22 protein-coding genes are annotated in these 21,315 nt (G+C 43.2%); 6 read left to right on the forward strand and 16 right to left on the reverse strand.

Features of this window, described 5'->3' with window-relative positions; all coding sequences use genetic code 11:
- Window positions 1–8: 8 nt before the first annotated feature.
- Entirely contained in the window at window positions 9–620 is a 612-nt protein-coding gene (locus ACP69X_RS14225) for a class I SAM-dependent methyltransferase (RefSeq protein ID WP_041089138.1), read from the forward strand.
- 16 nt (window positions 621–636) lie between these two features.
- Here the strand turns inward: ACP69X_RS14225 and ACP69X_RS14230 are convergent, their stop codons facing one another.
- The 3 genes from ACP69X_RS14230 to ACP69X_RS14240 all read right to left on the reverse strand — a co-directional run bounded on the left by ACP69X_RS14230 (window position 637) and on the right by ACP69X_RS14240 (window position 4,658).
- Window positions 637–2,724 carry a BglG family transcription antiterminator gene (locus tag ACP69X_RS14230; protein WP_041089136.1) on the reverse strand — a complete coding sequence of 696 codons (2,088 nt, stop codon included), beginning with the start codon at window positions 2,722–2,724 and terminating at the stop codon, window positions 637–639.
- A 129-nt stretch (window positions 2,725–2,853) separates the two neighbouring features.
- Window positions 2,854–3,936 carry a C45 family autoproteolytic acyltransferase/hydolase gene (locus ACP69X_RS14235; RefSeq protein ID WP_411264493.1) on the reverse strand — a complete coding sequence of 361 codons (1,083 nt, stop codon included), beginning with the start codon at window positions 3,934–3,936 and terminating at the stop codon, window positions 2,854–2,856.
- Between the two features lie 89 nt (window positions 3,937–4,025).
- Window positions 4,026–4,658, reverse strand: a complete 633-nt coding sequence (locus tag ACP69X_RS14240; protein WP_305960831.1) for a GDSL-type esterase/lipase family protein — start codon at window positions 4,656–4,658, stop codon at window positions 4,026–4,028.
- 405 nt (window positions 4,659–5,063) lie between these two features.
- Between ACP69X_RS14240 and ACP69X_RS14245 the strand changes: the two genes are divergently transcribed.
- On the forward strand, window positions 5,064–5,699 hold the full coding sequence (locus ACP69X_RS14245; protein ID WP_024720223.1) for an FMN-dependent NADH-azoreductase: 636 nt from the start codon (window positions 5,064–5,066) through the stop codon (window positions 5,697–5,699).
- Between the two features lie 34 nt (window positions 5,700–5,733).
- Here ACP69X_RS14245 and ACP69X_RS14250 read toward each other — a convergent pair whose 3' ends face one another.
- From ACP69X_RS14250 to ACP69X_RS14285, 8 genes are all read right to left on the reverse strand, one after another.
- Entirely contained in the window at window positions 5,734–6,507 is a 774-nt protein-coding gene (locus ACP69X_RS14250; RefSeq protein ID WP_411264495.1) for an IclR family transcriptional regulator, read from the reverse strand.
- Complete coding sequence (locus ACP69X_RS14255) at window positions 6,491–7,537, reverse strand: biotin-dependent carboxyltransferase family protein (protein WP_411264496.1); 1,047 nt, start codon at window positions 7,535–7,537, stop codon at window positions 6,491–6,493. Before ACP69X_RS14255 ends, ACP69X_RS14250 begins: the two co-directional genes overlap by 17 nt.
- A complete protein-coding gene (gene pxpB, locus ACP69X_RS14260) occupies window positions 7,534–8,280 on the reverse strand; it encodes a 5-oxoprolinase subunit PxpB (protein WP_305960828.1) in 747 nt (248 codons plus the stop codon). Before pxpB ends, ACP69X_RS14255 begins: the two co-directional genes overlap by 4 nt.
- An 18-nt stretch (window positions 8,281–8,298) precedes the next feature.
- Entirely contained in the window at window positions 8,299–9,090 is a 792-nt protein-coding gene (locus ACP69X_RS14265) for a putative hydro-lyase (RefSeq protein WP_426052772.1), read from the reverse strand.
- Window positions 9,091–9,095: 5 nt separating this feature from the next.
- Complete coding sequence (locus ACP69X_RS14270; protein ID WP_426052773.1) at window positions 9,096–10,313, reverse strand: NRAMP family divalent metal transporter; 1,218 nt, start codon at window positions 10,311–10,313, stop codon at window positions 9,096–9,098.
- A gap of 26 nt (window positions 10,314–10,339) precedes the next feature.
- Window positions 10,340–11,098, reverse strand: a complete 759-nt coding sequence (locus tag ACP69X_RS14275; RefSeq protein WP_041089118.1) for a LamB/YcsF family protein — start codon at window positions 11,096–11,098, stop codon at window positions 10,340–10,342.
- Between the two features lie 183 nt (window positions 11,099–11,281).
- Complete coding sequence (locus ACP69X_RS14280) at window positions 11,282–12,037, reverse strand: Cof-type HAD-IIB family hydrolase (protein ID WP_041089116.1); 756 nt, start codon at window positions 12,035–12,037, stop codon at window positions 11,282–11,284.
- A gap of 127 nt (window positions 12,038–12,164) precedes the next feature.
- A complete protein-coding gene (locus ACP69X_RS14285; protein WP_080772302.1) occupies window positions 12,165–12,434 on the reverse strand; it encodes an excalibur calcium-binding domain-containing protein in 270 nt (89 codons plus the stop codon).
- Between the two features lie 184 nt (window positions 12,435–12,618).
- On the opposite strand from ACP69X_RS14285, the gene ACP69X_RS14290 reads away from it, so the two are divergent.
- The 3 genes from ACP69X_RS14290 to ACP69X_RS14300 are packed head-to-tail and all read left to right on the forward strand — an operon-like array spanning window position 12,619 to window position 13,574.
- Complete coding sequence (locus tag ACP69X_RS14290; RefSeq protein ID WP_305960825.1) at window positions 12,619–12,996, forward strand: VOC family protein; 378 nt, start codon at window positions 12,619–12,621, stop codon at window positions 12,994–12,996.
- A 25-nt stretch (window positions 12,997–13,021) separates the two neighbouring features.
- A complete protein-coding gene (locus ACP69X_RS14295; protein WP_426052774.1) occupies window positions 13,022–13,315 on the forward strand; it encodes a DUF5316 domain-containing protein in 294 nt (97 codons plus the stop codon).
- 25 nt (window positions 13,316–13,340) lie between these two features.
- Window positions 13,341–13,574 carry a DUF2651 family protein gene (locus ACP69X_RS14300; RefSeq protein ID WP_041089110.1) on the forward strand — a complete coding sequence of 78 codons (234 nt, stop codon included), beginning with the start codon at window positions 13,341–13,343 and terminating at the stop codon, window positions 13,572–13,574.
- Between the two features lie 32 nt (window positions 13,575–13,606).
- Here ACP69X_RS14300 and ACP69X_RS14305 read toward each other — a convergent pair whose 3' ends face one another.
- The 5 genes from ACP69X_RS14305 to ACP69X_RS14325 all read right to left on the reverse strand — a co-directional run bounded on the left by ACP69X_RS14305 (window position 13,607) and on the right by ACP69X_RS14325 (window position 19,159).
- Window positions 13,607–13,999 carry a RidA family protein gene (locus ACP69X_RS14305; protein WP_039176565.1) on the reverse strand — a complete coding sequence of 131 codons (393 nt, stop codon included), beginning with the start codon at window positions 13,997–13,999 and terminating at the stop codon, window positions 13,607–13,609.
- Window positions 14,000–14,214: 215 nt separating this feature from the next.
- Window positions 14,215–15,963, reverse strand: coding sequence for a methyl-accepting chemotaxis protein (locus tag ACP69X_RS14310; RefSeq protein WP_426052775.1), 1,749 nt, complete (start codon window positions 15,961–15,963; stop codon window positions 14,215–14,217).
- Between the two features lie 100 nt (window positions 15,964–16,063).
- The gene (locus ACP69X_RS14315; RefSeq protein ID WP_041089106.1) at window positions 16,064–17,185 is read right to left on the reverse strand and encodes a mannitol-1-phosphate 5-dehydrogenase; all 1,122 of its coding nucleotides are present in this window, start codon (window positions 17,183–17,185) and stop codon (window positions 16,064–16,066) included.
- 1 nt (window position 17,186) lies between these two features.
- Complete coding sequence (locus ACP69X_RS14320; protein ID WP_012008933.1) at window positions 17,187–17,621, reverse strand: PTS sugar transporter subunit IIA; 435 nt, start codon at window positions 17,619–17,621, stop codon at window positions 17,187–17,189.
- Between the two features lie 95 nt (window positions 17,622–17,716).
- Window positions 17,717–19,159 carry a PTS mannitol transporter subunit IICB gene (locus ACP69X_RS14325; RefSeq protein WP_059375998.1) on the reverse strand — a complete coding sequence of 481 codons (1,443 nt, stop codon included), beginning with the start codon at window positions 19,157–19,159 and terminating at the stop codon, window positions 17,717–17,719.
- A 506-nt stretch (window positions 19,160–19,665) separates the two neighbouring features.
- Here ACP69X_RS14325 and ACP69X_RS14330 point away from each other — a divergent pair.
- Window positions 19,666–21,300 (forward strand): copper resistance CopC/CopD family protein, encoded by a 1,635-nt coding sequence (locus ACP69X_RS14330; protein ID WP_426052776.1) that lies wholly within the window; start codon window positions 19,666–19,668, stop codon window positions 21,298–21,300.
- Window positions 21,301–21,315 lie beyond the last annotated feature (15 nt).

A 21,315-nucleotide genomic window follows, 5' to 3' on the forward strand; every position in this document is an offset into this window, starting at 1 on the left:
GTTCTCACATGCTGTCTACCATTTCGAAAACCTTTAGCAGACCAAAAGGCTGGCTCGGAAGCATTGCTGGACTCATTATGGCAAATGAAAATAAAGCATTGAATCAGTGGGCCATCTGCCACTTAGATTTGACAGATGGTGAAAACATTTTGGAAATTGGCTATGGACCTGGCTACAGCATTAAACATATGCTCAAGCATTATCAAAACCTTCACATTGATGGACTGGATGCTTCTTCGACCATGCAGGAGCAAGCACAATCCCGCGTCAGCAAACGAGCAAAAGACAAACAGGTCCGATTGTATGTCGGAAAAATCGAGAAAACACGCCTTCCCGGAGAGCAGTATGACAAAGTGCTGTCTGTTAACAATTTTACGATTTGGGATGATCCAAAGACGGGCTTACTCAATCTTTATCACACGTTGAAACCAGGCGGAACACTCGTTATTGTCATGCAGCCAAGAGAAAAAGGAGCTGACGCCAATCGGACAAAAGAGATGGGTGAAAACATATTAAATGACATGCAGTTTGCAGGGTTTGACCAATTTTCTATTGAGTATGAAGAAATTCGCCCTACCCTTGCTGTCTGTGTCACAGCAAAAAAGCCGAGAAGCGAATAAGCTCTCGGCCTTTTTCTTACCATTTTGCCTCTTTGACAAATTGATAGAAAAGCTGATGTAATTTCTGTTCAATGTCTTCCTTTGTGCCTTGTCCATAAAGCGCCATGCTTTCTTCACTTTCAATGATGGATGAACTGATCAGACTAAACATTTCTGACCCTTCCTTGCCAAGCTCTTGCGGCGCCAGCATCATGAGCATTCGTGACATCTGCTGCTGCCCGCCATCCATGCTTTTAACCTCGTATGCCTGATCAAGATCATAAATATGAAAGATTGGTTCCTTGATGAATGCATGCTTTAAATGATAAAGAGCAAATTCAGTACCAGGTATGCCTAAGCCGCCTTGCTGTTCACGATCCAAAAGGCCGCTCACCACATCATCCGCATGTATGATAAGCCCTTCCTCTTCAAGCTGACGAAGCAGCTGCCTGATGGTTTCATCATGCTTCGGCATCGTCTTTCTTTTTTCAATGGTAAAACGGGACAGGATGCTGCGAATTACAAACATATAATTCGTCACCTGTTCTGCAATCGTCATCATATTAACGGTTTCTTTCACCAGTTCTTTGGGAGATTCTTTTGTTCTTTTTTTCTCGATGATATAAGGAATCTTCCGTTTAATATGAGACTTCACACGCATGGCATCATCCTCGTTTAGGAGGGGGCTGACCATAATGTAATCGATATGCTCATATGGGATTGGAACGGTTGAGACAATCATGTCATAGCTCGATGCATCGATTTCCTTTAGCTCCATCAAGGAGGATAGATCGAATTTGGCGATCTCGGGCAATTCTTTTTTCAACCGGGAGGCGAGCATTTTCGAGGAACCGATTCCGCTTGAGCAAACAACCAGCGCATGAATTTTTGTTTCTTCTTTTTTGATTTCAAGCACTGAACCAAAGTGAAGCACAATAAAGGCGATTTCATCCTCTGGAAATTCAATCTCAGGAAAGAAGCGCTCGACTCCTTCTTCAATCGCCATGAACAGCAAAAAGTAGTCTTTTTTAATTTGTTGTGTGAGCGGATTATAGATTCTCATCTTTTCCTTTAGACGGTTCATGGCAGGCTCAAGATGAGACACGAGCCCCTCATACAATGAATCATTTTCATTGAGATGATAGCCGGTTTTATTTGAAATAAAATCAATGAGCTTTTTCGTTCTCAGCGCGATATCCAGCTCGATTTCATCAATACGATATTCTGCCCCAAAGCTACGATTTGCACTGCGAAGATGGATGGTCATATATCCGACCTCCGCTTCAGGAATCTCCACATTAAACATGCGTTCAAGCGCTCTTGCCATTCGAAGTGATGATTCAAATTCCTTCGTCCGCTTTAATTCCAGCAGCTCTTCCTCTTCCATTCGAATGGTTTCCCCAAGCTGAATACGTTCAATAGCATAGGTTAAGTGAACAACAAGTGCGATATAGGCACTATCAGATAAAGAAAGTGACAGCCGATCCTTCAAATGAAAGAGCAGTCTTTCTACCTTGAGCAGCTGACCTCTGCTGACAACGCCAAACACCTTTTCCGTTGCTTTCGTTCGATGTTTGATATTCATTTCAATCGTTTCTAAAAACAATTGAATGTCGAGCCGGTCGACAATGAGATTGCCAACAATTTTCCGCTTTGCTTCCTCCGGCCCTTTTAATTCAATGCCGTACCCGCGCTTGCGGATAAGCTGCAAACCGTATGGAGCAATCCACTCCGTCAATTCATCTAAATCATAGCTAATCGTCGCATTTGTTACCTGCAAGTCAGCTGCGAGAGTGTATAATTTTACCGGTTCCTTCGCTTCAAGCAGCGCACATAGGATTAAGAGCTTTCGTTCGTCCGAGCTGTATTCAATTTGATCCTCATTTGACATATGAGCAAGAAGCCGCTGTTTATCCTCCTGTTCGCCAACTGCCTTTAAGCCTTTTCCCGGCTGTTTATCTAATGAAAGATGATAATCTTTCAAAATTGGTTTAATAGATTTTAGTTCTCTATGGATCGTTCTTGTACTCACCTGAACAGAATCGGCTATCTCACGAATGGTGACATAACGATTTTGCTGAATGATGTATTTAATGACTTTCTGTTCTCGTGCCGTTATGTACATGAAATGCCTCCTTCTGTATAAATAGGTCTATTGTCACACCTTAATATAAAACGCTTTCAACGAGCGATGCAATCTTAAGTTGATCTGAATTTGGCACAGCGGCTGTGACAAAATATAAACAAGGGATCATTAGACACTCCTCCAAAATGACGGTCCATAATCCTTTTGATGAAATTGTACCTTTTGTTCATGGAAAGGCAGTGAACCCCCGGCTTTTAAAGAATGAGTCGGATTGTAAACTGGAGAGCCAAAGCAATAATCGATTGTGCCTTCTTCCGGACGGAACATGACGGTTCGCATCGTTCCAAACAGCTCTTCATAATTGTGCACAGTTAGACCATCAGGATATTCTGTCTGGAACAGCTTCACAAGAGAATCATTTGATCGTTGTTCTTTTAAAGCCTCCATTAACATATCGTATCTGACAATAGAATGATGTTTGGTCATCCCTTTTGCTGTTTGATCAGCTACCGGATGATTCGTTGCGGCAATATAACCTGTCTCCGGTCTTCTCACCCTTTTTTGACCATCAATGATTTCAATCACAGCCGCCTCTCCTTTTCGATCCGCAAGCATGATATGAACATTTGAGGCAACGGGCATTTTCTGGATAGAGCGAATGGCTTCCTCGACCATTTGACAAGATTCAAGAACAGAGCGAATCACATGATACACCTGTAAACCGGCGACTGCTGGAGTCTTTAAACCGGGTTCATTGCCAACCGGCGGACCGCAAGCGGAGAAAGTCACAGCAAGACCATGCTCATTCATTCCATCAGATCTGCCAAACAAGAGCAGCGACGAACCTGTATGACATGCCGATTCTTTTACATGTGTCGTCACAAGACGCATATCATCAAAAATCGGGGAGAAATCATAGTTACGAAGCATGACCGTTTGTTGATCAGCTGCCTTATTCCCCTGCCTCACACAATGGGAACAGCCTGGCTGAAGATGCGATGAATAGAAAAAGGTCAAATAACGCTCATCTAAGTGCATTTCATCACAAAATCCAGCAATCTCTTCATCTAATTGAGGAAGAAAAGGACGGATCAGCTGCTTCGTTTCCTTCACAGCCTGTTGTGTTACCGGTTCTGTTCGAATATATTGTGTCTGCAGCAGCGGGTTCTCCTTCAGCCAGAGAGCCTGCTGTTTTCCTACTTCATAAGCCGTTCCTGTCATCTTTTGAAAAAACGCATTGATCTCCTCCATGCCTGCACACCTCTTTCGCCTTCGTTTCTTTTATCATATCGAAACCGTCATTTATTGAAAAGGATGAAAAAAACTGCAATCCCACCGGATTACAGCTGTTTACAGTATTGTTGATACAATGCTTCTGCCATTGCATCATACCCCTTAGGATTCGGGTGAAATTGATCAATCGATAAGTAAGCTCTTTCATGCCCTTCAAACGCTTTGTACACATCCACAACTTCTACATGCGGATTCGCAGCAAGCAAACGAAGTTGTTGATTATATTGCTGAAGCCACCGCCCGGCTATTGGTATTTGTGGAAAAGGATTATATAAATTCATGAGATATACGCAATAGGGCTCATGCTGCCCTCTTTTGATCTGAGCAATTTCTTGAATCATCTTGCTAAAATTCGCCTGACAATGCATGACCGCTTGCAGTAGTTTCTTTTCATCTTCACCTTCTTCATCCTGCTGAACAGCTTTAACAAGGTCATTCGCGCAGCCTGTGATGGTGATGATTTCAGCAGCTGCAATGGAACGTCTCACCTCAGACCGTTTGAAGAGCTGTAAAATCTCATCGGTCGTTAACCCTGACTTTGCAAATACAGACAGCTCGACCGGTGCATGCGTCTTTTTTTCAAGCAGCCATCGAAACCGCTGAGTAAATCCTCCACCAAATAAACGTGCCCCCACCCCAACTGTTAAGGAATCCCCAATCGCAACATAGGATCGTCCCACTCTAATCCCTCACTCTCTCCTGCCTTCTCTTATATATACGAATTTGGAGAACAGATGCTTGTAGCAGATGACTTAGGGCATCTATCTTTTTTTGAGATGCGGCGCATTTACAAACTCTTTACTTGCGGTATTGAACGATTTTTTGTTCAATAAGAGTAGGTTTTTTGCGCTGAAATCTGCGTGTTTAAGTGTTCCAGAAAAATTTACAAACTTTTTATCTTGATTTCGAGACTTTATATCTTGACTTCAAACTACAATGTGATTACAATGAAAATATCAGTTTTTATGTAACTGTGCTTGTTACATCTTTTTCATAGCATTCCAATATGATTAAAGATGCCACATATTCAGCGTACCTTTGGGATACGCTAAAAAAATAACCGAAACAGAAAGGATTGAATGAACATGGCAAAAGTTTTATACATCACTGCACATCCGCATGATGAAACAGTTTCTTACAGTATGGCTACTGCTAAGGCATTTATCGAATCTTATAAGGAAGCAAACCCAAGTGACGAGGTTGTACATATCGATTTGTACAAAGAAAACATTCCTCACATTGATGCAGATGTATTTGCTGGCTGGGGCAAACTTCAATCTGGTGCTGGCTTCGATACACTTTCAGCTGAAGAGCAAGCAAAAGTTGCTCGCCTAAACGAATTAAGCGATCAATTCGTTTCTGCTGACAAATATGTATTTGTTTCACCACTTTGGAACTTCTCATTCCCACCAGTTCTTAAAGCATACATCGACTCTGTTGCTGTAGCTGGTAAAACATTCAAATACACTGAGCAAGGTCCTGTTGGTTTATTAACAGACAAAAAAGCTCTTCACATCCAAGCACGTGGTGGATACTACACTGAAGGTCCTGCTGCTGAACTTGAAGCAGGTCACCGTTACCTTGGTACAATTGCGAACTTCTTCGGAATTCCTTCTTTCGAAGGTCTTATCGTTGAAGGTCACAATGCTGAGCCTGCGAAAGCAGAGCAAATTAAAGCAGATGCAATCGAACGTGCAAAAGCTTTAGGAAAAACTTTCTAATAACTGCACCCAAAAAAGCCAATGATCTTGACGGTCATTGGCTTTTTATTTGTTCGGATGAAAAGCCTAATTCTCTCGAAATATCACTGGCGGCTTTTTTCACCTGTTGAATTAAGTAAGGCAAGCGTTCTTTTTGATAGCCTGCTTCAAATCCTGCAATGCTAATACCTGCTACCACTTCCCCCAGATGATTGAAAATAGGAGCTCCAATGGCCGCTGTATAGTTTTCAAGCTCAGAATAACTTAACGTATATCCCCGCGCATTTGATTCTTCCAGCATGTTTCTTAGAACCTCTTTATCTGTAATAGTCCCAATTCCGATCTTCCCCAGCTCAATTGAGTCAATATAGGCAAGTCTTTCGCTCTCTGGCAAAAAGGAAAGAATACTTCTCGCACAGGCACCTGCATATAGGGGGGAGCGTCTACCGACGGCGGTGTAGAGACGAACAGGCTGCGTACCTTCTATCTTTTCGACGTAAATGGCTTCGTCACCCTCACGAACAATGAGCTGTACAGCTTCTCCCACTTCATCCCGTAAGCTTTCCATAAATGGCCTCGCAATCCTCCGAATATCAAGGCGGTCCGCCACAAGCTGACCGTATTCAAGGAACATTAAGCCTAATCGATAAACACCTGTTTCTTGCTTTTCTAACAGCCCCATATCGACTAAAGAGGTCGCCATGCGATGGACAGATGTTTTCGGCATACCAGATAGCTCGATCATTTCATTTAATGTTAATTGATCGTGAGCGATAAACAGCCGCAAAATCTCCATTGATTTCACAACCGTTTTATTTGTGTTTTGCATTTTCTTCACCTTTTCTAAACGAGAATGCTTCCAGCTTGATTCTTGCGGTAAGCTCCCTCAGTTCTGCTTCTTGCTTAAATAACGCCTGCTCTGCATCCCGATGATCTATTTGTTCAAAATACAGCTTTGCCCCAGGCATCGCCTGTGCAATAAGCGGCAAATCTACAGTCGCTACTTCTCCAATACGCGGGTATCCGCCTGTCGTTTGCCGATCTGCCAGCAGAATAATCGGCTGGCCATCGGGTGGGATTTGAATAGATCCAAAGGCGACAGCTTCTGAGATCAATTCCAGCTTTTCTTTTAAATGAACCGGCTCCCCCTTCAGCCGGCAGCCCATACGATCTGATTGAGGTGTGACCTGATAAGGCTGCTCAAAAAATGCGGTTTGAGATGTTTCTTGAAAATGAGAAAGATGCCTCCCTGCCAGCACACGAATCACTGGCGATTTCCGCAGCGGCAAAAAATAATCGTGACTCACTGTCCAATCTGGTGCGCCGTATCCCGCCTGATTCACTTTATTTTTTAGCCTATCAAACAAATGATCCGCTACGATAGACGGCTCTCCAATGGGCAGAACGTCGCCTTTTTCAAGAGGACGCCCATTCAGTCCACCGATCCCTGCTCTTACATAAGTGCTTTTGCTCTGCATGACTGGCTCCACATCAATTCCACCTGCCACAGCAAGATAAACGCGGCAGCCTCTCTTACAAAGACCAAAGGTGATCGTGCTTCCTGATCGGACAAAGAGCGGCTTCCATAAAGGTGCCCGCTCTCCGTCAATATCAATCTCTACATCAGCACCAGTGACTGCAATGAGCTGATCCTTCTCAGATGTCAGCACAGGACCCGGCCCCATCAACGTGACTTCCAGCACGGCTTCGTTTTCTTGGTTGCCAGTGAGAATGTTGGCGATTCTAAGTGAGAGCGGGTCCATGCCGCCGCTCGTTAAGACGCCATACTTTTGATAGCCTTGCCGCCCTTTATCTTGAATGGTTGTGTACATCCCTGATTTGATGACATGAATACTCAACGTTCTGCCTCCTTCATGCTGAAAAATTCCTTTTCAGACATTTGGACAAATCTGACCTCGTCCCCTGCTTTCAATAGACTCGGAATTTCCTCGTCTGGGCGAAAAAGTGGCAGCGGGGTTTGTCCAATGAGCTGCCAGCCCCCTGGTGTAGAAATCGGATAAACCCCTGTCTGCTTCCCCGCAATACCCACAGACCCTTTTGGAATCGACATTCTTGGTGTTTGTCTGCGCGGAGCTGCAATTTTTTCAGAAAGTCCGCCTAAAAATGGGAACCCGGGGGCAAACCCAATCATATAGACAAGATACGTCCCGGCAGTGTGAATACGCACGACTTCCTCTGGCGTTAAACCATTGATACGAGCAACCTCTTCTAAATCAGGGCCCAGCGCTCCCCCGTAACAGACTGGAATATCCACAATGCGGCGCTTTATCTGAACTCCCTCCTGCCATTTGTCTTCAAGAAGTTGTTCAATATAGCCTTTGACCCATTCGTACGGAGACAGATCTTGTGTTTGAAGCTGGGCCGATTGATGAACGGTATAAGGCTCGTAAAAAACAGTCACGTTTGTAAAGGCTTGAACCGCTTCAATATAACCTTCAAATGGGTGCTGTTCAATACATGCAAACAGCTGCTCAACACGTGCATGAATCTCCTCATGTATGTCAGCTCCAGCTTGGATGACGATCGCTGCATCTCCCAGCGGGTGGTAGGTGATGGAATCTTTTATCGTTGAAAAAGCCACTTGAGGACACCTCTCTTTCTACAGTACACCGAGCTTTTGATCTCTTCGATCTGTGATGAACATATGCCCAGGTGCATGAGTGATCGCAATGTCGGGTTTTGTATGCATGACAATGGCTTGCGGCGTCACACCACATGCCCAAAACACCGGGACTTCTCCTTCTTTGATCACAGATGGCTCTCCAAAGTCAGGCTGGTTCACATCGGAAATACCAATCACCGCTGGGTCCCCTATATGAATTGGACCGCCATGGACTGATGGAAATCGAGACGTCACTTGAACACTTCTTGTGACCTGATGCGCCGGAATGGGTCTCATGCTGACCACCATTGGGCCATGAAAGTCTCCTGCTTTTTCACAAGCTATATTCGTTTGATACATGGGTACGTTATGACTGTCTTCAATATGGCGGACAGGGATGTCATTCAGCATAAGCGCGTGCTCAAACGTAAAACTGCATCCAATGAGAAAGGCAACCATATCATCCTCCCAATAAGCAGAGATATCTGTAACCTCTTCTTCAAGAATCCCTTTTCGGTAAATACGGTACTTAGGAAAGTCCGTACGAATATCCGCTTGAGGCCCCGACCGTCTTGGCACTGGATCACCCGGGTCCAGTACATCAAGCAAGGGACATGCAGCCGGATTCCGCTGACAAAATAAAAGAAAATCAAAGGCAAGTTCCTTTTTGACAATCATTAAATTGGCTTGAGCAAACCCCTCAGCAAAGCCAGCCGTTGGTCCTGTGATCTTTTTTTCGCGAATCAATTCTCTCATCTGTGATGGCTCATATGTTTGATAGACATTCATCTGAATCAACTCCATAGTTTCGGGATTTCATTGATGATGGTATAGCCGCCCATCATCGTCATGATGACCACAACAAATGCACCAGACACTGTCAAAAAGAAAGGATGGCGATAATCTCCGACAATGTCTTTCTTATAAGCCGCAACAAGCAATGTGCCAAGGGCGAGCGGCAAAATCAATGCATTGATCGCTCCAACTAATATCAAGATGTTCACAGGTCTTCCAATCGTAATAAAACAAAGGGTTGAAAGAGCAATAAAACCAATGATAATGCCACGCTGGTTTTGCTCAATTTTTGGTGAGAAGGTTTTGAAGAAAGAAACAGATGTGTATGCTGCTCCAATGACGGATGTAATCGCCGCAGCCCACATAATGATGCCGAACATTTTATATCCAACATTTCCAGACGCCAATTGGAATACAGAAGCAGGCGGATTGGCTGGATCTATCTGCAAGCCCTTTGAGACCACTCCTAGAACGGCTAAAAATAAAGCGACACGCATCACAGATGTAATAAGAATGCCGAAAACAGAGCTTTTTGTCACTTGAGGAAGTGCATCCTTCCCTTTAATGCCAGCATCCAATAGACGATGCCCACCAGCAAAAACGATATAGCCGCCAACTGTCCCCCCGACAAGTGTCACTATTGATAAAATATCAATTTTTTCTGGGACAAATGTTCTGAGCGCTGCTTCTCCAACGGGCGGTGCTGTTGAAACCGCCACGTACAGCATCAGACCAATCATGACAAAACCTGCTATTTGTGTGAAACGGTCCATTGCTTTCCCAGCTTCTTTAATCACAAAGATGAGAATGGCAATCACAGCACTGATCCCTGCGCCAATTCGCGGATCGACACCGAAGATCACCTGAAAACCAAGACCAGCCCCAGCGATATTTCCGATGTTAAAGGCAAGTCCTCCAATGACAATCAAAAAGGCCAGCACATATCCGAGACCCGGGAGCACCATATTCGCAATATCCTGACCTCTTTTTTCTGACACGGCAATGATGCGCCATACATTTGTTTGTGCAAAAATATCTAATAAAATTGAGATTAAAATGACAAACCCAAAGCTAGCCGCAAGCTGCTGTGTGAAGACGGTTGTTTGTGTTAAAAATCCCGGTCCAATCGCAGACGTCGCCATTAAAAAGGCAGCGCCCATCAGCATAGTCCGATTCCCCTTTGGTGCCTTCATGTGTTTGACTTTCTCTTTTTTCATGCTGTTTCCCCCTTTGATGACGATTTTTATTGAAAGGCCTTGAGATGAATGCCGGCTTCTTTTAGCTTCGCTGTAATGGTTTTTGCAAATTGAAGCGCATGGCTGCCGTCTCCGTGAATGCAGACGGTATCTGCTTTGAGCTCGATATCTTCCCCTTGAACTGTACGAACCTTGCCTTCTCGAACCATACGAACGACCTGCTGGACGGCACGTTCATCCTCTTCAATGAGTGCATGTGGTTCGCGGCGCGATGTCAGTGTCCCGTCTGTTTGATACGTTCGATCAGAAAAAACTTCATGTGCCACTTGCAGACCTATCCGTTCACCTGCTAACGCAAGTTCACTCCCTGACAGACCAAATAACACAAGGTTTGGATCCACATCATACACAGCCTTCGCAATTGATTCAGATAATTCAGTATTTTTAGCCGCCATGTTGTAGAGGGCGCCGTGTGGTTTGACATGCTGCATCGTGCCACCCTCAGCCTTGAGAAAGGCTGATAGAGCACCAATTTGATAGATGACAAGATCATAGGCTTCCTCTGCAGAGATAGCCATTGGACGTCTGCCAAAGCCGGCCAAATCTTGCAAACCAGGATGTGCACCAATTTTGACCCCTTTACCCAATGCCATTCTGACCGTCTTTCTCATAACCGTTGGATCTCCTGCATGAAAACCGCAAGCAATGTTGGCTGAGGTGACATATTCTAAGATTTGTTCGTCTGCACCGATTGTGTATTGACCAAAGCTTTCTCCCAAATCACAGTTAATATCCACTTGATACATAGAACCCCTCCTTGTTGTTCCGAAATACGGAATATAAAGTCCGAATATTCGAATTTATATTGATTATATCAACTTTGGATAGACTGCACATGAAATTGGCAGAAAACATAACAATAGAACTAGGAGTAAACAAAAAAGCGAGAGGCAAAGTCCTCTCACTTTTTCTTGTAATGAAAATGCATCCTATTTAGACAGCACCCAATGTTGGATGGCTTTTGCCACGCCGTGTTCTGTATTAGGAGCCGTAATCCAATCAGCTGCCTCTTTCACCACTTCCTGCGCATTTCCCATGGCAATGCCTAATCCGGCTTCTTGAATCATGGCCATATCATTGAGGCTGTCGCCAAGTGACATGACGTTGTCCATCGTACAGCCAATGCGTTCTGCTACTTTTGCAAGAGCTGCCGCTTTGTTAATGCCGGCTGCATTGACTTCAATATTAGTCGGACTTGAGTTTGTGATCTCTAGATGCTTATTTGTTTTCAATGTATTGAGTACTTCCTCACGAACGTCATCATCATGAATATCAAAGCCAAATTTCAGCCATTCATGGTCATGAATTCGTTCAGGGAATTCACCTCTCCACACCTTTTCCACAGTCGAAGCCCAGTAATCGGTTTCGTACCTATTTTTTAAATCCCACATCATTTGGACGTGATCAGGATGCAGCAAATCTCGTTCGATCAGCTGGAAGTTTGAATCCCAGATTTCGCTTCCGTTTGCTGTCACAAGGTAAGACGATAACTTGAGCGGCTCAACCAGCTCTCGGCATGTCATCAGTGTCCGTCCTGTGCTAATGACCACATGGACCCCTTTTGCTTCAGCCTCTTTAATCGCTTGTTTATTTTCCTCTGGAATGATGTGCTCACTGTTTAACAGCGTGCCATCCATATCAATGGCAATCAATCGGATGTCTTTCTTATGAGCTTGTGTTGACAAATTGAGTACCCCACTTTGTATCGATTTTTGAAACTATCTTTATTTTAATATAAAGATGAAGCTGGCACAAAGGGACGAGTTTGATCACATAGAAAAAAGACCTTGTGACAGGTCTTTTCACAGGTGCTTAGCGTTCACACGCAATGCCGTCTTTATCTCGGTCAAGCCGCATATTTTTTTGATAAAGTGCTTTTGATACATAAGGCTTGTACTTTGTTTTTCCGCCTTTGTTTTTCGTGTTTTTGCTTTTTGCTACGCCGCCTTTATATACTTTGTTCAGCGCTGTGCAGTTTTTGTAAGACTTGACCGTTTTTGCATCTGCTGTGTGGGAGTCGACTTGTGTAAAGCTTAGTAAAAGACCTAAAGACAAGACAGCTACCATGATTTTTTTCAACATGTAAAATCCCCCTATTTTTTCTAATTTTACATTTTTATCATATGTCACCACTTTTTGTTTTTCAAGACTATTGAGCTAATTATTTTGATTTTTTTGGTATGAAATACACCTTATATCCTATATGGTACAATGAGTGGGAAACCTTTCCGTTTTTGACACGTATATGAAGAGAGGAGTTTTTCACATGAAAATGAAATATACCATTCTATATGTAAACGATGTGGAGGCAAGTATTCATTTCTATCAACATGTACTTGGTTTTCCAATAAAATTGAGGGTTGAATCCTATGTTGAGTTTGAAACTGGAGACGTGACGTTATCGATTAATTCACGACAGGATGTCAAAGAGGCACTCGGATTGTCTGTCCCAGAAGCAAATCAAGCGTCTCAAACGTTTGAGATTGGCTTTGTTGTGGATGATGTGGATCAAACGATTGCATCAATGAAAGAAATAGGGGTACCCATCATCAAGGAACCTGCAAAAAAACCATGGGGTCAAACAGTCGCTTATGTGTCTGACCCTGATGGTCATTTCATTGAAATATGTGATGCGATCTCCTAATTGTCTTTGAAGGGAGTGAACCAGAATGAGAAAAAAACATGCTTTTTTCGTCGGTGTTTGCTCAATGATTGTGATTTGCAGCGCCGCTATCCTGTTGCAGCACCTTGAATGGATTGGGTTTGTCAGCGGCGGAATCTCTATTATTGGGGTCGTGATATCTGGGGTGCTAATGGGCGCTTGGACAAGTGGAGAAGAGACACGAGCAGCCTATCATTCTGAAACAAAAGAACACCGCTTGTGGCGCCTTGATACGGCTTTTCTTGTGATCATTTTTGCACTTCCACACATGGCTGCGTCGGTCTTATATGTTTTGATGTAAACACTTGTTAAAAGGAGTTAGTCGTATGGCTGTCTTTATTCTATTCATTGTATTTGGCTTTCCTATTATCTCTGTGCTGATTGGCATTTTCGGTACGCTCTTTTTGAAGAATGTTTGGATGCCTACTTTGATTGTGCTGTTAGCGAGCATGATCTTCATGTTCACCTATATTGGCGGGAATGAATCTTTTCTCATTTGGGTTATTGTCTATACCGTCTTTACATTCTTTGCTGGATGGATTACAAAGCGGCTCAAGTAAAAAAGAACAGTTTCCACTGTTCTTTTTTTGAATCATATATCCGCACACCATAGTTCAATTTCAATTTTCAGCTCCGGCCATCCTAAAGCTGATACATAAGCAACCGTCATTGATGGGTAAGCTGTTTTGAAAATCGTATCCCACTGAGGATATAGATGGTCCCAGTCGATTTCTTCTGTTGCCCATATATTGACCTTGATCACATGTTCTTCATTCAATCCCTCTGATTCAAGGATTTTTTTGATATTTTCAAACGTATTCGTTACTTGGTCGTTTAAGCTTGATGGGATCTGCCCATCTATATCTGTCCCTACCTGACCCGATGTAACAAATAATCCTGCACCCTTTGGCACCCTTGTGATATGACTGTAGTTACCAACAGGTTTCGGCATACTTTCTGGGTTTTTTCTCGTGATTTTTTCCATGTTATGTCCCTCACTCACGTTTATTTTTCTGCTAGTTTCTTTGTTTTGTAGACAGACTTCACCAATTTCTATCTACCTTCAAAGAAAACAGCAGTGGAGTATCCATAGCCACAAGGCAAGAACATCAATATCTTCTTTTTCATGACTGAAACACTCCTTTTGTTTGCGTGAGCAAGGTTTTAATTAAATTGATAGTACCACATAGTCAAAATGAATTATAGTCGATAACGCGCAATGTCCTGATTCAATCGCATGCTAAGTTCATTGAGTCTTTCTGCTGCTTTTGCCACATTAGAGATAGCTGTTACTTGTTCATCTGTGGAAGCAGTGATTTCTTCGATCGCCGCTGCGTTTTCTTGAGAAATATGGGCTGCGCCTTGCATGGCTTTTGTGATAAGGTCGTTTTGCTCCAGCAGTGTATTCAGCTCTTTTGCCATCGCGTTTGTTTCAACGATGGTTTGTGAAATCAATGTAGAGATGGCATTGAATTCGTGTTCTGTTGCATGCACCGCTTCATCCAGCTCGGCAAAACGATCCATTGTACTTGACATGATGCCGGCTGTTGCCGTCGTTTCTTCTTTAATGCCTTGAATCATTTGCTGAATTTGAACGGCTGATTGTTTTGTCTGCTCAGCTAAATTCCGCACTTCACTCGCCACAACTGAGAAGCCTTTGCCGTGCTCTCCTGCACGTGCTGCTTCAATGCTGGCATTCAGTGCCAGTAAATTGGTCTCATTTGAAATGCTTTCAATCGTATCTGTGATTTGAGAGATATCCTGTACTTTTGTACTTAACTGCTCGATTCCTGCTCTAATGCCTTGAGACGCCTGAATCGATTGTTCATTCGATTGTTTTAATTGCTGTACGATTTGCTGGCCCTGCTGTGATGATTGACTCGATTGGTCGGAAATCCGTTTAATTTGATCACTCTGTTCTTTCACATTCTCAATAGATTGATTAAACTGGGTCATTTGTTGATTGGCTACTTCAAGATCAGATGCTTGATGAAGTGTTCCAGTCGAAATGTCTCCGATGGCTCGTCCAATTTCTTCACTGCTGGCTGAGGTTTCTTCAGATATCGCCGATAAATCTGTCGCTGATTCCACAAGCTGACTGCTTGTTTCCTGTAAACCGCTCACCAGTGTTCTGAGCTCGCCTGACATATGGTTAAAGCCTTTTGCCAGCTGTCCGATTTCATCCGTTGTTTCCTTTAAGCTCGTGCGCTCAATATTTCCCGCCGCAATTTCCTTTGAAGCAGCAGTGACTTGCTTGAGCAGTCTGACTTTTCCTCTGGCAGCTAAATAAAAGACGCCTAAACTCAGAAGGGCGACACCCGCTGTAATGAGAATAATATAGAGCTTCATCTGCTCTAATTCTTTATAAAATTCGTCCTGGAAGACAGCGATGCCTACACTCCAATTCCACGGTGTAAACTGGCTCATATAGGCAAGCTTTTCCTTTTCTTCGCCGGTTGCATCGTCCTTATCCATATAGGTCACATAGTGTGCATCCTCATCTTTTGCATTGGCACCAGCGACCATTTTTTGACGATTGGTCGTGTTATCTGGAATGACGCCGATGTCGTTGACCGGATGGACCTGGGTTGAGTAGTCAGTGCCATATGCGATCAGATAGCCTTTATTTTTATAGATAAAATCTGATTTTTGAGATTGGTATCCCTTCCCGTTGTCATTTTTGGGTCCGCTCAAGTAAAGGCGGGCCTGTTCTTGCGCCTGCTCAAGCGTCAGTTCTTTTTTCTCCACACGGTCATTCAACTGTTCAAGTGTGGCCATCGCTCCGCTGACGATGTGCTTTAAATCTGCTTTCCCTGCATCAATTAATACATGTTTCGCTAACAAATATCCCGTAGTTCCAACAAGTCCGCCCGTTAAAATCGTGATCACGATAATGGCAGACATTAATTGAAAAAATACACTTCTTGAAGCAAGCGCTTTCTTTTTCATAAACAAATTCCCCCTTACTTTATATATCGTCAAGCTGGGAAAAGTATTAAAAAAGTCATAGAAAAAAATCCCTTTCGCACGTTGGAAAGGGATGTTCAAATTATCGAGTTGCTTCTTTAAGAATGGCTTGATAAAGATCGTCTGTTGGCGAGAGTCCACATACCTCTTCCAGCACACCTTCAATGCCTTTTTCTTTTCGTAATGCCTGCAAACGAACAGCTTCTTCATCATCAGTAAAGTCGTAAGCCAAAGCTGCCACGATTCCTTTAATTAAATACTGTGGCTGTCTGATCTTTTTCGCTGGACCGATTAAACGGTCATCTGCTCCGAGCTTTCTAAGCGGAGAGCGTGCAACACGCGTGACTTCATCAGAGATAAAGGCATTTTCAAATCGTTTGATGATTTTTTGAATATACGCATCATGTTCTGCTTTTTGAAAGCCATATGTGTCGATTAAATAACTGCCTGTTTCGTGAAGTGCACCTTCGACCACTTGACGAATCTCTTGTGTATCGACAGCTTCTTTAATCGTTTGCACGCCTTTCTCGTACCCGACATAAGCAGCTAGTGCATGTCCTGTGTTGACAGTAAAGAGCTTACGCTCAATAAATGGCGTCAAATCTTGTACAAAGGTCGCTCCGTCAATTTGAGGAACGTCTCCAATAAAGCCTGTCTCATCAATCACCCACTCGAAAAATGGCTCGACTGATACTTTCAATATGTCCTCATGGTGCTGAATTGGGACAATGCGGTCAACCGCAGCGTTTGGAAAACCAACTGTGTGTGACAGCGCTTCTTGTTCATCAGCTGTTAAATGAGAGAAAACGGCTTTCTTTAAATGAGAGCTGCCGCCAATCATATTTTCACATGCCACAATGTTGATGATATGATCAGGCTTTTTCTGTTTTAAACCTTCAGCAATCGACGAAGCAATGATGTTCAAAACGGCTGGTCCAACAGCTGTTGTAATGAGGTCAGCTGTTGCAACTGCCTCTGTTAATGCGGCTGGATCTTTTGCGGAATTGATAGCTGACACAGGACCGACTACTTCTTGCTGCTGCCCTGGTGCTGCGAGTTCTACCGTGTATTCTCCTCTTTCATTCAGCTCGTTGATGATCGCTTCATTTACATCGGTAAAAACGAGCTCAAAGCCTGATGCTTTTAACAAAGATCCGATAAACCCTCTGCCAATATTTCCTGCTCCAAAATGAAGTGCCTTCATGTTAGTTCACCTCGTTAAAGATGGCGATCAGTTCATCCTGATCCTTTGCATGAATGATACGCTCTACGTTTTCTTCTTCTGAACAGACAATCGCAATTTGAGAAAGAATATCGAGATGCTCATTGTTTTTACCAGCGATGCCAAATACAACTTTAGCAATATTCCCCTCGCCGTATTCAACGCCGTCTGGAATTTGGATAATGGAAATCCCTGAATGAAGGACAGCCGCTTTCGCATCCTCTGTTCCATGAGGAATGGCAATTCCGTTGCCCATAAATGTAGAAGAAATATTTTCTCTTTCAAACATTTTGTCAACATAATCACTTGTGACATAGCCGTTTGCCACTAAGACTTCGCCTGCTTTTTTAATGGCTTCTTCTTTAGAGCCCGCTTGTTCGTTTAGAAAAATATTGTCTTTTGAAAGTACTTGTTTCATGAAAGATCACACACCTTTTTTAGAATAGAAAATCAGAAAACAACCAAAACGGGGAGTTCAATTAGGAAAAATTGGACTCAACCCGTTTCGTCATGTTATTTTTTCAATTTCTCAATCAGCTCATCGTATTTCGGGCTGTTTAAGAAATTATCAACTGAAATATGCACAGCTCCTGGAAGTTTTGCCTTCGCTCTATCTGTTAAATCTTTATGAGTAAAGACTACATCGGCATCATCTGGAATGTTGCTGATGGATGTATTTGTCACATCAATATCAAGCTCTGCCTTTTTGACTTTATTCTTTAAAACGGATGCGCCCATCGCACTTGAGCCCATTCCTGCATCACAGGCAAAGATGATTTTGTTCACGTCATCTGGATTGATCTCATCTGGAGATGCTGCTTGCTCGTTTGCTTCAGCACCTTCTTTTTGTGCTGTAAGAGCAGCTGCTGCTGCACTTTTCTTACCTTTCATGTCTTGCATTTTTTCTGTTGCTGCTGTTAAATCTTCATCCACTGCTTTAGACGCTTTCAAAATGACAGAAGCGACAAGGAATGATACGACCGCTGCCACGACAACACCTGCTAGAACGGCAAGGTGGCCGCCTTTTGGTGACATGAGCATAAGAGCGATGATACTTCCTGGTGACGGCACAGCCTTTAAGCCTGCATTTAACAGTGTAAAAGTCAGAACGCCGCTTGCTCCCCCAGCAATTACCGCTAAAATGAGCTTTGGCTTCATTAAGATGTATGGGAAGTAAATCTCATGGATTCCCCCTAAGAATTGAATGACAATCGCACCCGGTGCAGACTGCTTTGCTGTCCCTCTTCCAAAGAACATGTAGGCTAGAAGAACACCGAGACCTGGTCCTGGGTTTGTTTCAAGCAAGAACAGAACGGACTGGCCTGTCTTCGCCGCTTGCTCTACTCCTAATGGACCTAAAATCCCTTGGTTAATTGCATTGTTTAAGAACAATACTTTTGCTGGTTCAATGAAGATACTTGCCAGCGGAAGTAAGTGTGCATTGACAATGATATCTACACCTGCCGCAAGGGCTTTATTCAGACCTAGTACCACTGGGCCGATGGCGTAGAAAGCAATGGCGACTAAAATGGCACCTAGAATACCAGCACTAAAATTATTAATCAGCATTTCAAAGCCTGATCTGATTCGGTCTTTAAACAGCTGGTCGATTTTCTTAATGAGATAACCGCCAAGCGGTCCCATGATCATTGCGCCTAAAAACATTGGGATGTCTGAACCGACAATAACCCCGATCGTAGCGGTTGCACCGAGTACCCCGCCTCGATGGTCATATACGAGCTTCCCGCCTGTGTAACCGATTAAGAGCGGCAGCAAGTAGTTGATCATTGGACCAACTAGTGTATTTAATTGTTCATTTGGAAAATAACCGCTTGGAATGAACAATGCGGTGATGAGTCCCCAAGCGATAAACGCTCCAATATTCGGCATGATCATACCGCTTAAATAGCTTCCAAAGCGCTGTACTTTGACGCGAAATCCGCTTTTTTCCTGCATCTATGAAAACTCCTTTCTTCTCTCCCTTTATTTAGGGCTTTATAGGTCAAAAGATATAAGAACAAGATTCAGTGAAGCCCTTATGCCTATCGTAAAACGCTTTCACTTTCTCATCAATTGAAACTAAATGTCACTTTGTCACATCGTGTGTGACAAAATTGAAAAATGATGTGAATTCTCTGTCAGATCTCAACATATAATGGGTGGAAAGCTTGATATGCCGTTGTTTTCACGCAAAATTCATGGGAATTTCACAACTTTCAAATGGTCTCTTCTTGTTTCCTCTTCTTAAATCGAATAGGCTTAAATTGATCAAACCTATTCAATTAAGAAATGTCTGCGCAGACATGACACAGAAAAAGTGAACCATCTTGCTGTTTGTTTCGTTTACCTTTTAAAGAGGGCGGTACAATAGGAAGAGCGGTTTTTTCTGTGACTCACAGTTTACTGCCGCTTTCTTTCTGATACATGAGACATTTTCATAGGTAGAAAGGCGGTTATTCACCTTGTTTAAAAATAGTCAGTGGCTTCTGCTTCTTATGGTCATGTTCGCTTTTTTCATTCCAAAAGAAGCATTTGCTCACGCATACGTCGTGAGCTCGAACCCAGCGGCAAATGAAGAGCTGGATCAGCAGCCTCCTTCAGTCTCGATCACATTTAGTGAAGGGATTGAAAGCGGATTTCATGCCATTAAGGTGCTAAATGCAAAAGGTGATCGTGTGGATAAAGGAGATACGGTCATTAAAGATCAAAAGATCATGGAAGCGGCTTTGAAAAAGAATTTACCAAAAGGAATTTACACCATCCAGTGGAATGCGGTATCAGCGGACGGACACTCTGTCTCTGGCATGATTCCGTTTAGTATTGGAAAAGCGGCTGGCGGTTTTGACCAATTAGAGCAAGGTCAAACGGATGAATCCATTGATGTGGCCTCAACTATTGATAAAGCCTTTCTTTATACGTCATTTAGCTTATTCCTTGGAACCATTTTGTTTGGACTGCTTTGGTTTAAGACTGCGATTTCACCTGTATTGGCGAAACGAATGAAGCGGCTTTTGACATTGTCATTGATCATGATGGGCGGAGCACTTGTGTTCCAGCTGCCGATTCAGACAAAATCAGCGGCAGACGTGTCCTTTTTTGGGGCATTTCAGCCTTCGCTTTTACAAGAAACGATTGCGTCCACTTCTGGCGGTAGTCTGTGGATGATGCTGATGGCGTCATTTGTACTTCTCACCATCTGGACAATTGTGGCGATGAGAAAAGGGGACTTCTCTTCTTTTCGTGTGTGGCTGTTTCCACTGCTCCTATTCACAGTGCTGCTTTGGTTGAAAGCACAAATCGGACATCCAGCCGCAACAGACAATAAATTACTCACAACATCACTTGATTTCATCCATCTCGTCTCTGCTTCGATTTGGGTCGGTGGTTTAACAGCCATTGTCCTTCTATTGATGAAGAAACTGCCAAATGAAGATGAGCCGCTCATACGGAATACGCTAGCAGCATTTCATCCTTGGGCACTGCTCTCTGTTGGACTCATTGTGTTTTCAGGATTTGTGAATGCCATCTTTATTTTGCAATCGTTTGATGCTCTTTTCCAATCATCATACGGACGCACCTTTTTAATCAAGCTTGGTTTATTTATCATCATGGGCCTGCTTGGGCTTATGCATTACTTGATGCTGAGATGGGAAAAAAAGCAGAAACGCAGCGTTTCCTTACGAGCTGAATGGATGATCGGGATCGCCATTTTGTTATTAACGGCTGTCTTTACTAATATTCCGAGCCCTCCTCCGCCTGCACCTGAGCCTTTCTTTGGCGCAAATCAGGTCGAGCATCGTGACATTGTGTCCTTGAGCATTACCCCGAATGCCCCGGGGAAAAACTCATTCGAAGTGGCATTTACAAAGAAGAATGGCGAAACGATCACTGATATTCAATCTGTGACAGCCAAGATTCATAAGGTGGCTTTATTCGGTGATGAGACACCAAGTGAATTTCAGCTGAAACGATTAAAAAATGGTCATTTCTCTGCTGAAAATCTGTTATTAAATGAAAAAGGCACATGGAAAATTGAAATCCATGCGTTAACTGGTTCTTTTAAGAATATCGATACCACCTTTATTAGAAGAAACTAAAAGGAGTTCATCACA

Source organism: Bacillus sp. DC4300-2b2 (genome assembly GCF_049895685.1).
Lineage (GTDB): Bacteria > Bacillota > Bacilli > Bacillales > Bacillaceae > Bacillus > Bacillus safensis.

What these genes read in the sequence shown, in the direction of transcription:
- ACP69X_RS14250 (WP_411264495.1), bottom strand. Translation starts at nt 6,507, where the DNA reads ATGCAAAACACAAATAAAACGGTTGTGAAATCAATGGAGATTTTGCGG.
- ACP69X_RS14305 (WP_039176565.1), bottom strand. Translation starts at nt 13,999, where the DNA reads ATGGAAAAAATCACGAGAAAAAACCCAGAAAGTATGCCGAAACCTGTT.
- ACP69X_RS14290 (WP_305960825.1), top strand. Translation starts at nt 12,619, where the DNA reads ATGAAAATGAAATATACCATTCTATATGTAAACGATGTGGAGGCAAGT.
- ACP69X_RS14325 (WP_059375998.1), bottom strand. Translation starts at nt 19,159, where the DNA reads ATGCAGGAAAAAAGCGGATTTCGCGTCAAAGTACAGCGCTTTGGAAGC.
- ACP69X_RS14230 (WP_041089136.1), bottom strand. Translation starts at nt 2,724, where the DNA reads ATGTACATAACGGCACGAGAACAGAAAGTCATTAAATACATCATTCAG.
- ACP69X_RS14315 (WP_041089106.1), bottom strand. Translation starts at nt 17,185, where the DNA reads ATGAAGGCACTTCATTTTGGAGCAGGAAATATTGGCAGAGGGTTTATC.
- ACP69X_RS14300 (WP_041089110.1), top strand. Translation starts at nt 13,341, where the DNA reads ATGGCTGTCTTTATTCTATTCATTGTATTTGGCTTTCCTATTATCTCT.
- ACP69X_RS14265 (WP_426052772.1), bottom strand. Translation starts at nt 9,090, where the DNA reads ATGAATGTCTATCAAACATATGAGCCATCACAGATGAGAGAATTGATT.
- ACP69X_RS14225 (WP_041089138.1), top strand. Translation starts at nt 9, where the DNA reads ATGCTGTCTACCATTTCGAAAACCTTTAGCAGACCAAAAGGCTGGCTC.
- ACP69X_RS14285 (WP_080772302.1), bottom strand. Translation starts at nt 12,434, where the DNA reads ATGTTGAAAAAAATCATGGTAGCTGTCTTGTCTTTAGGTCTTTTACTA.
- ACP69X_RS14310 (WP_426052775.1), bottom strand. Translation starts at nt 15,963, where the DNA reads ATGAAAAAGAAAGCGCTTGCTTCAAGAAGTGTATTTTTTCAATTAATG.
- ACP69X_RS14320 (WP_012008933.1), bottom strand. Translation starts at nt 17,621, where the DNA reads ATGAAACAAGTACTTTCAAAAGACAATATTTTTCTAAACGAACAAGCG.
- ACP69X_RS14295 (WP_426052774.1), top strand. Translation starts at nt 13,022, where the DNA reads ATGAGAAAAAAACATGCTTTTTTCGTCGGTGTTTGCTCAATGATTGTG.
- ACP69X_RS14235 (WP_411264493.1), bottom strand. Translation starts at nt 3,936, where the DNA reads ATGGAGGAGATCAATGCGTTTTTTCAAAAGATGACAGGAACGGCTTAT.
- ACP69X_RS14245 (WP_024720223.1), top strand. Translation starts at nt 5,064, where the DNA reads ATGGCAAAAGTTTTATACATCACTGCACATCCGCATGATGAAACAGTT.
- ACP69X_RS14275 (WP_041089118.1), bottom strand. Translation starts at nt 11,098, where the DNA reads ATGTATCAAGTGGATATTAACTGTGATTTGGGAGAAAGCTTTGGTCAA.
- ACP69X_RS14270 (WP_426052773.1), bottom strand. Translation starts at nt 10,313, where the DNA reads ATGAAAAAAGAGAAAGTCAAACACATGAAGGCACCAAAGGGGAATCGG.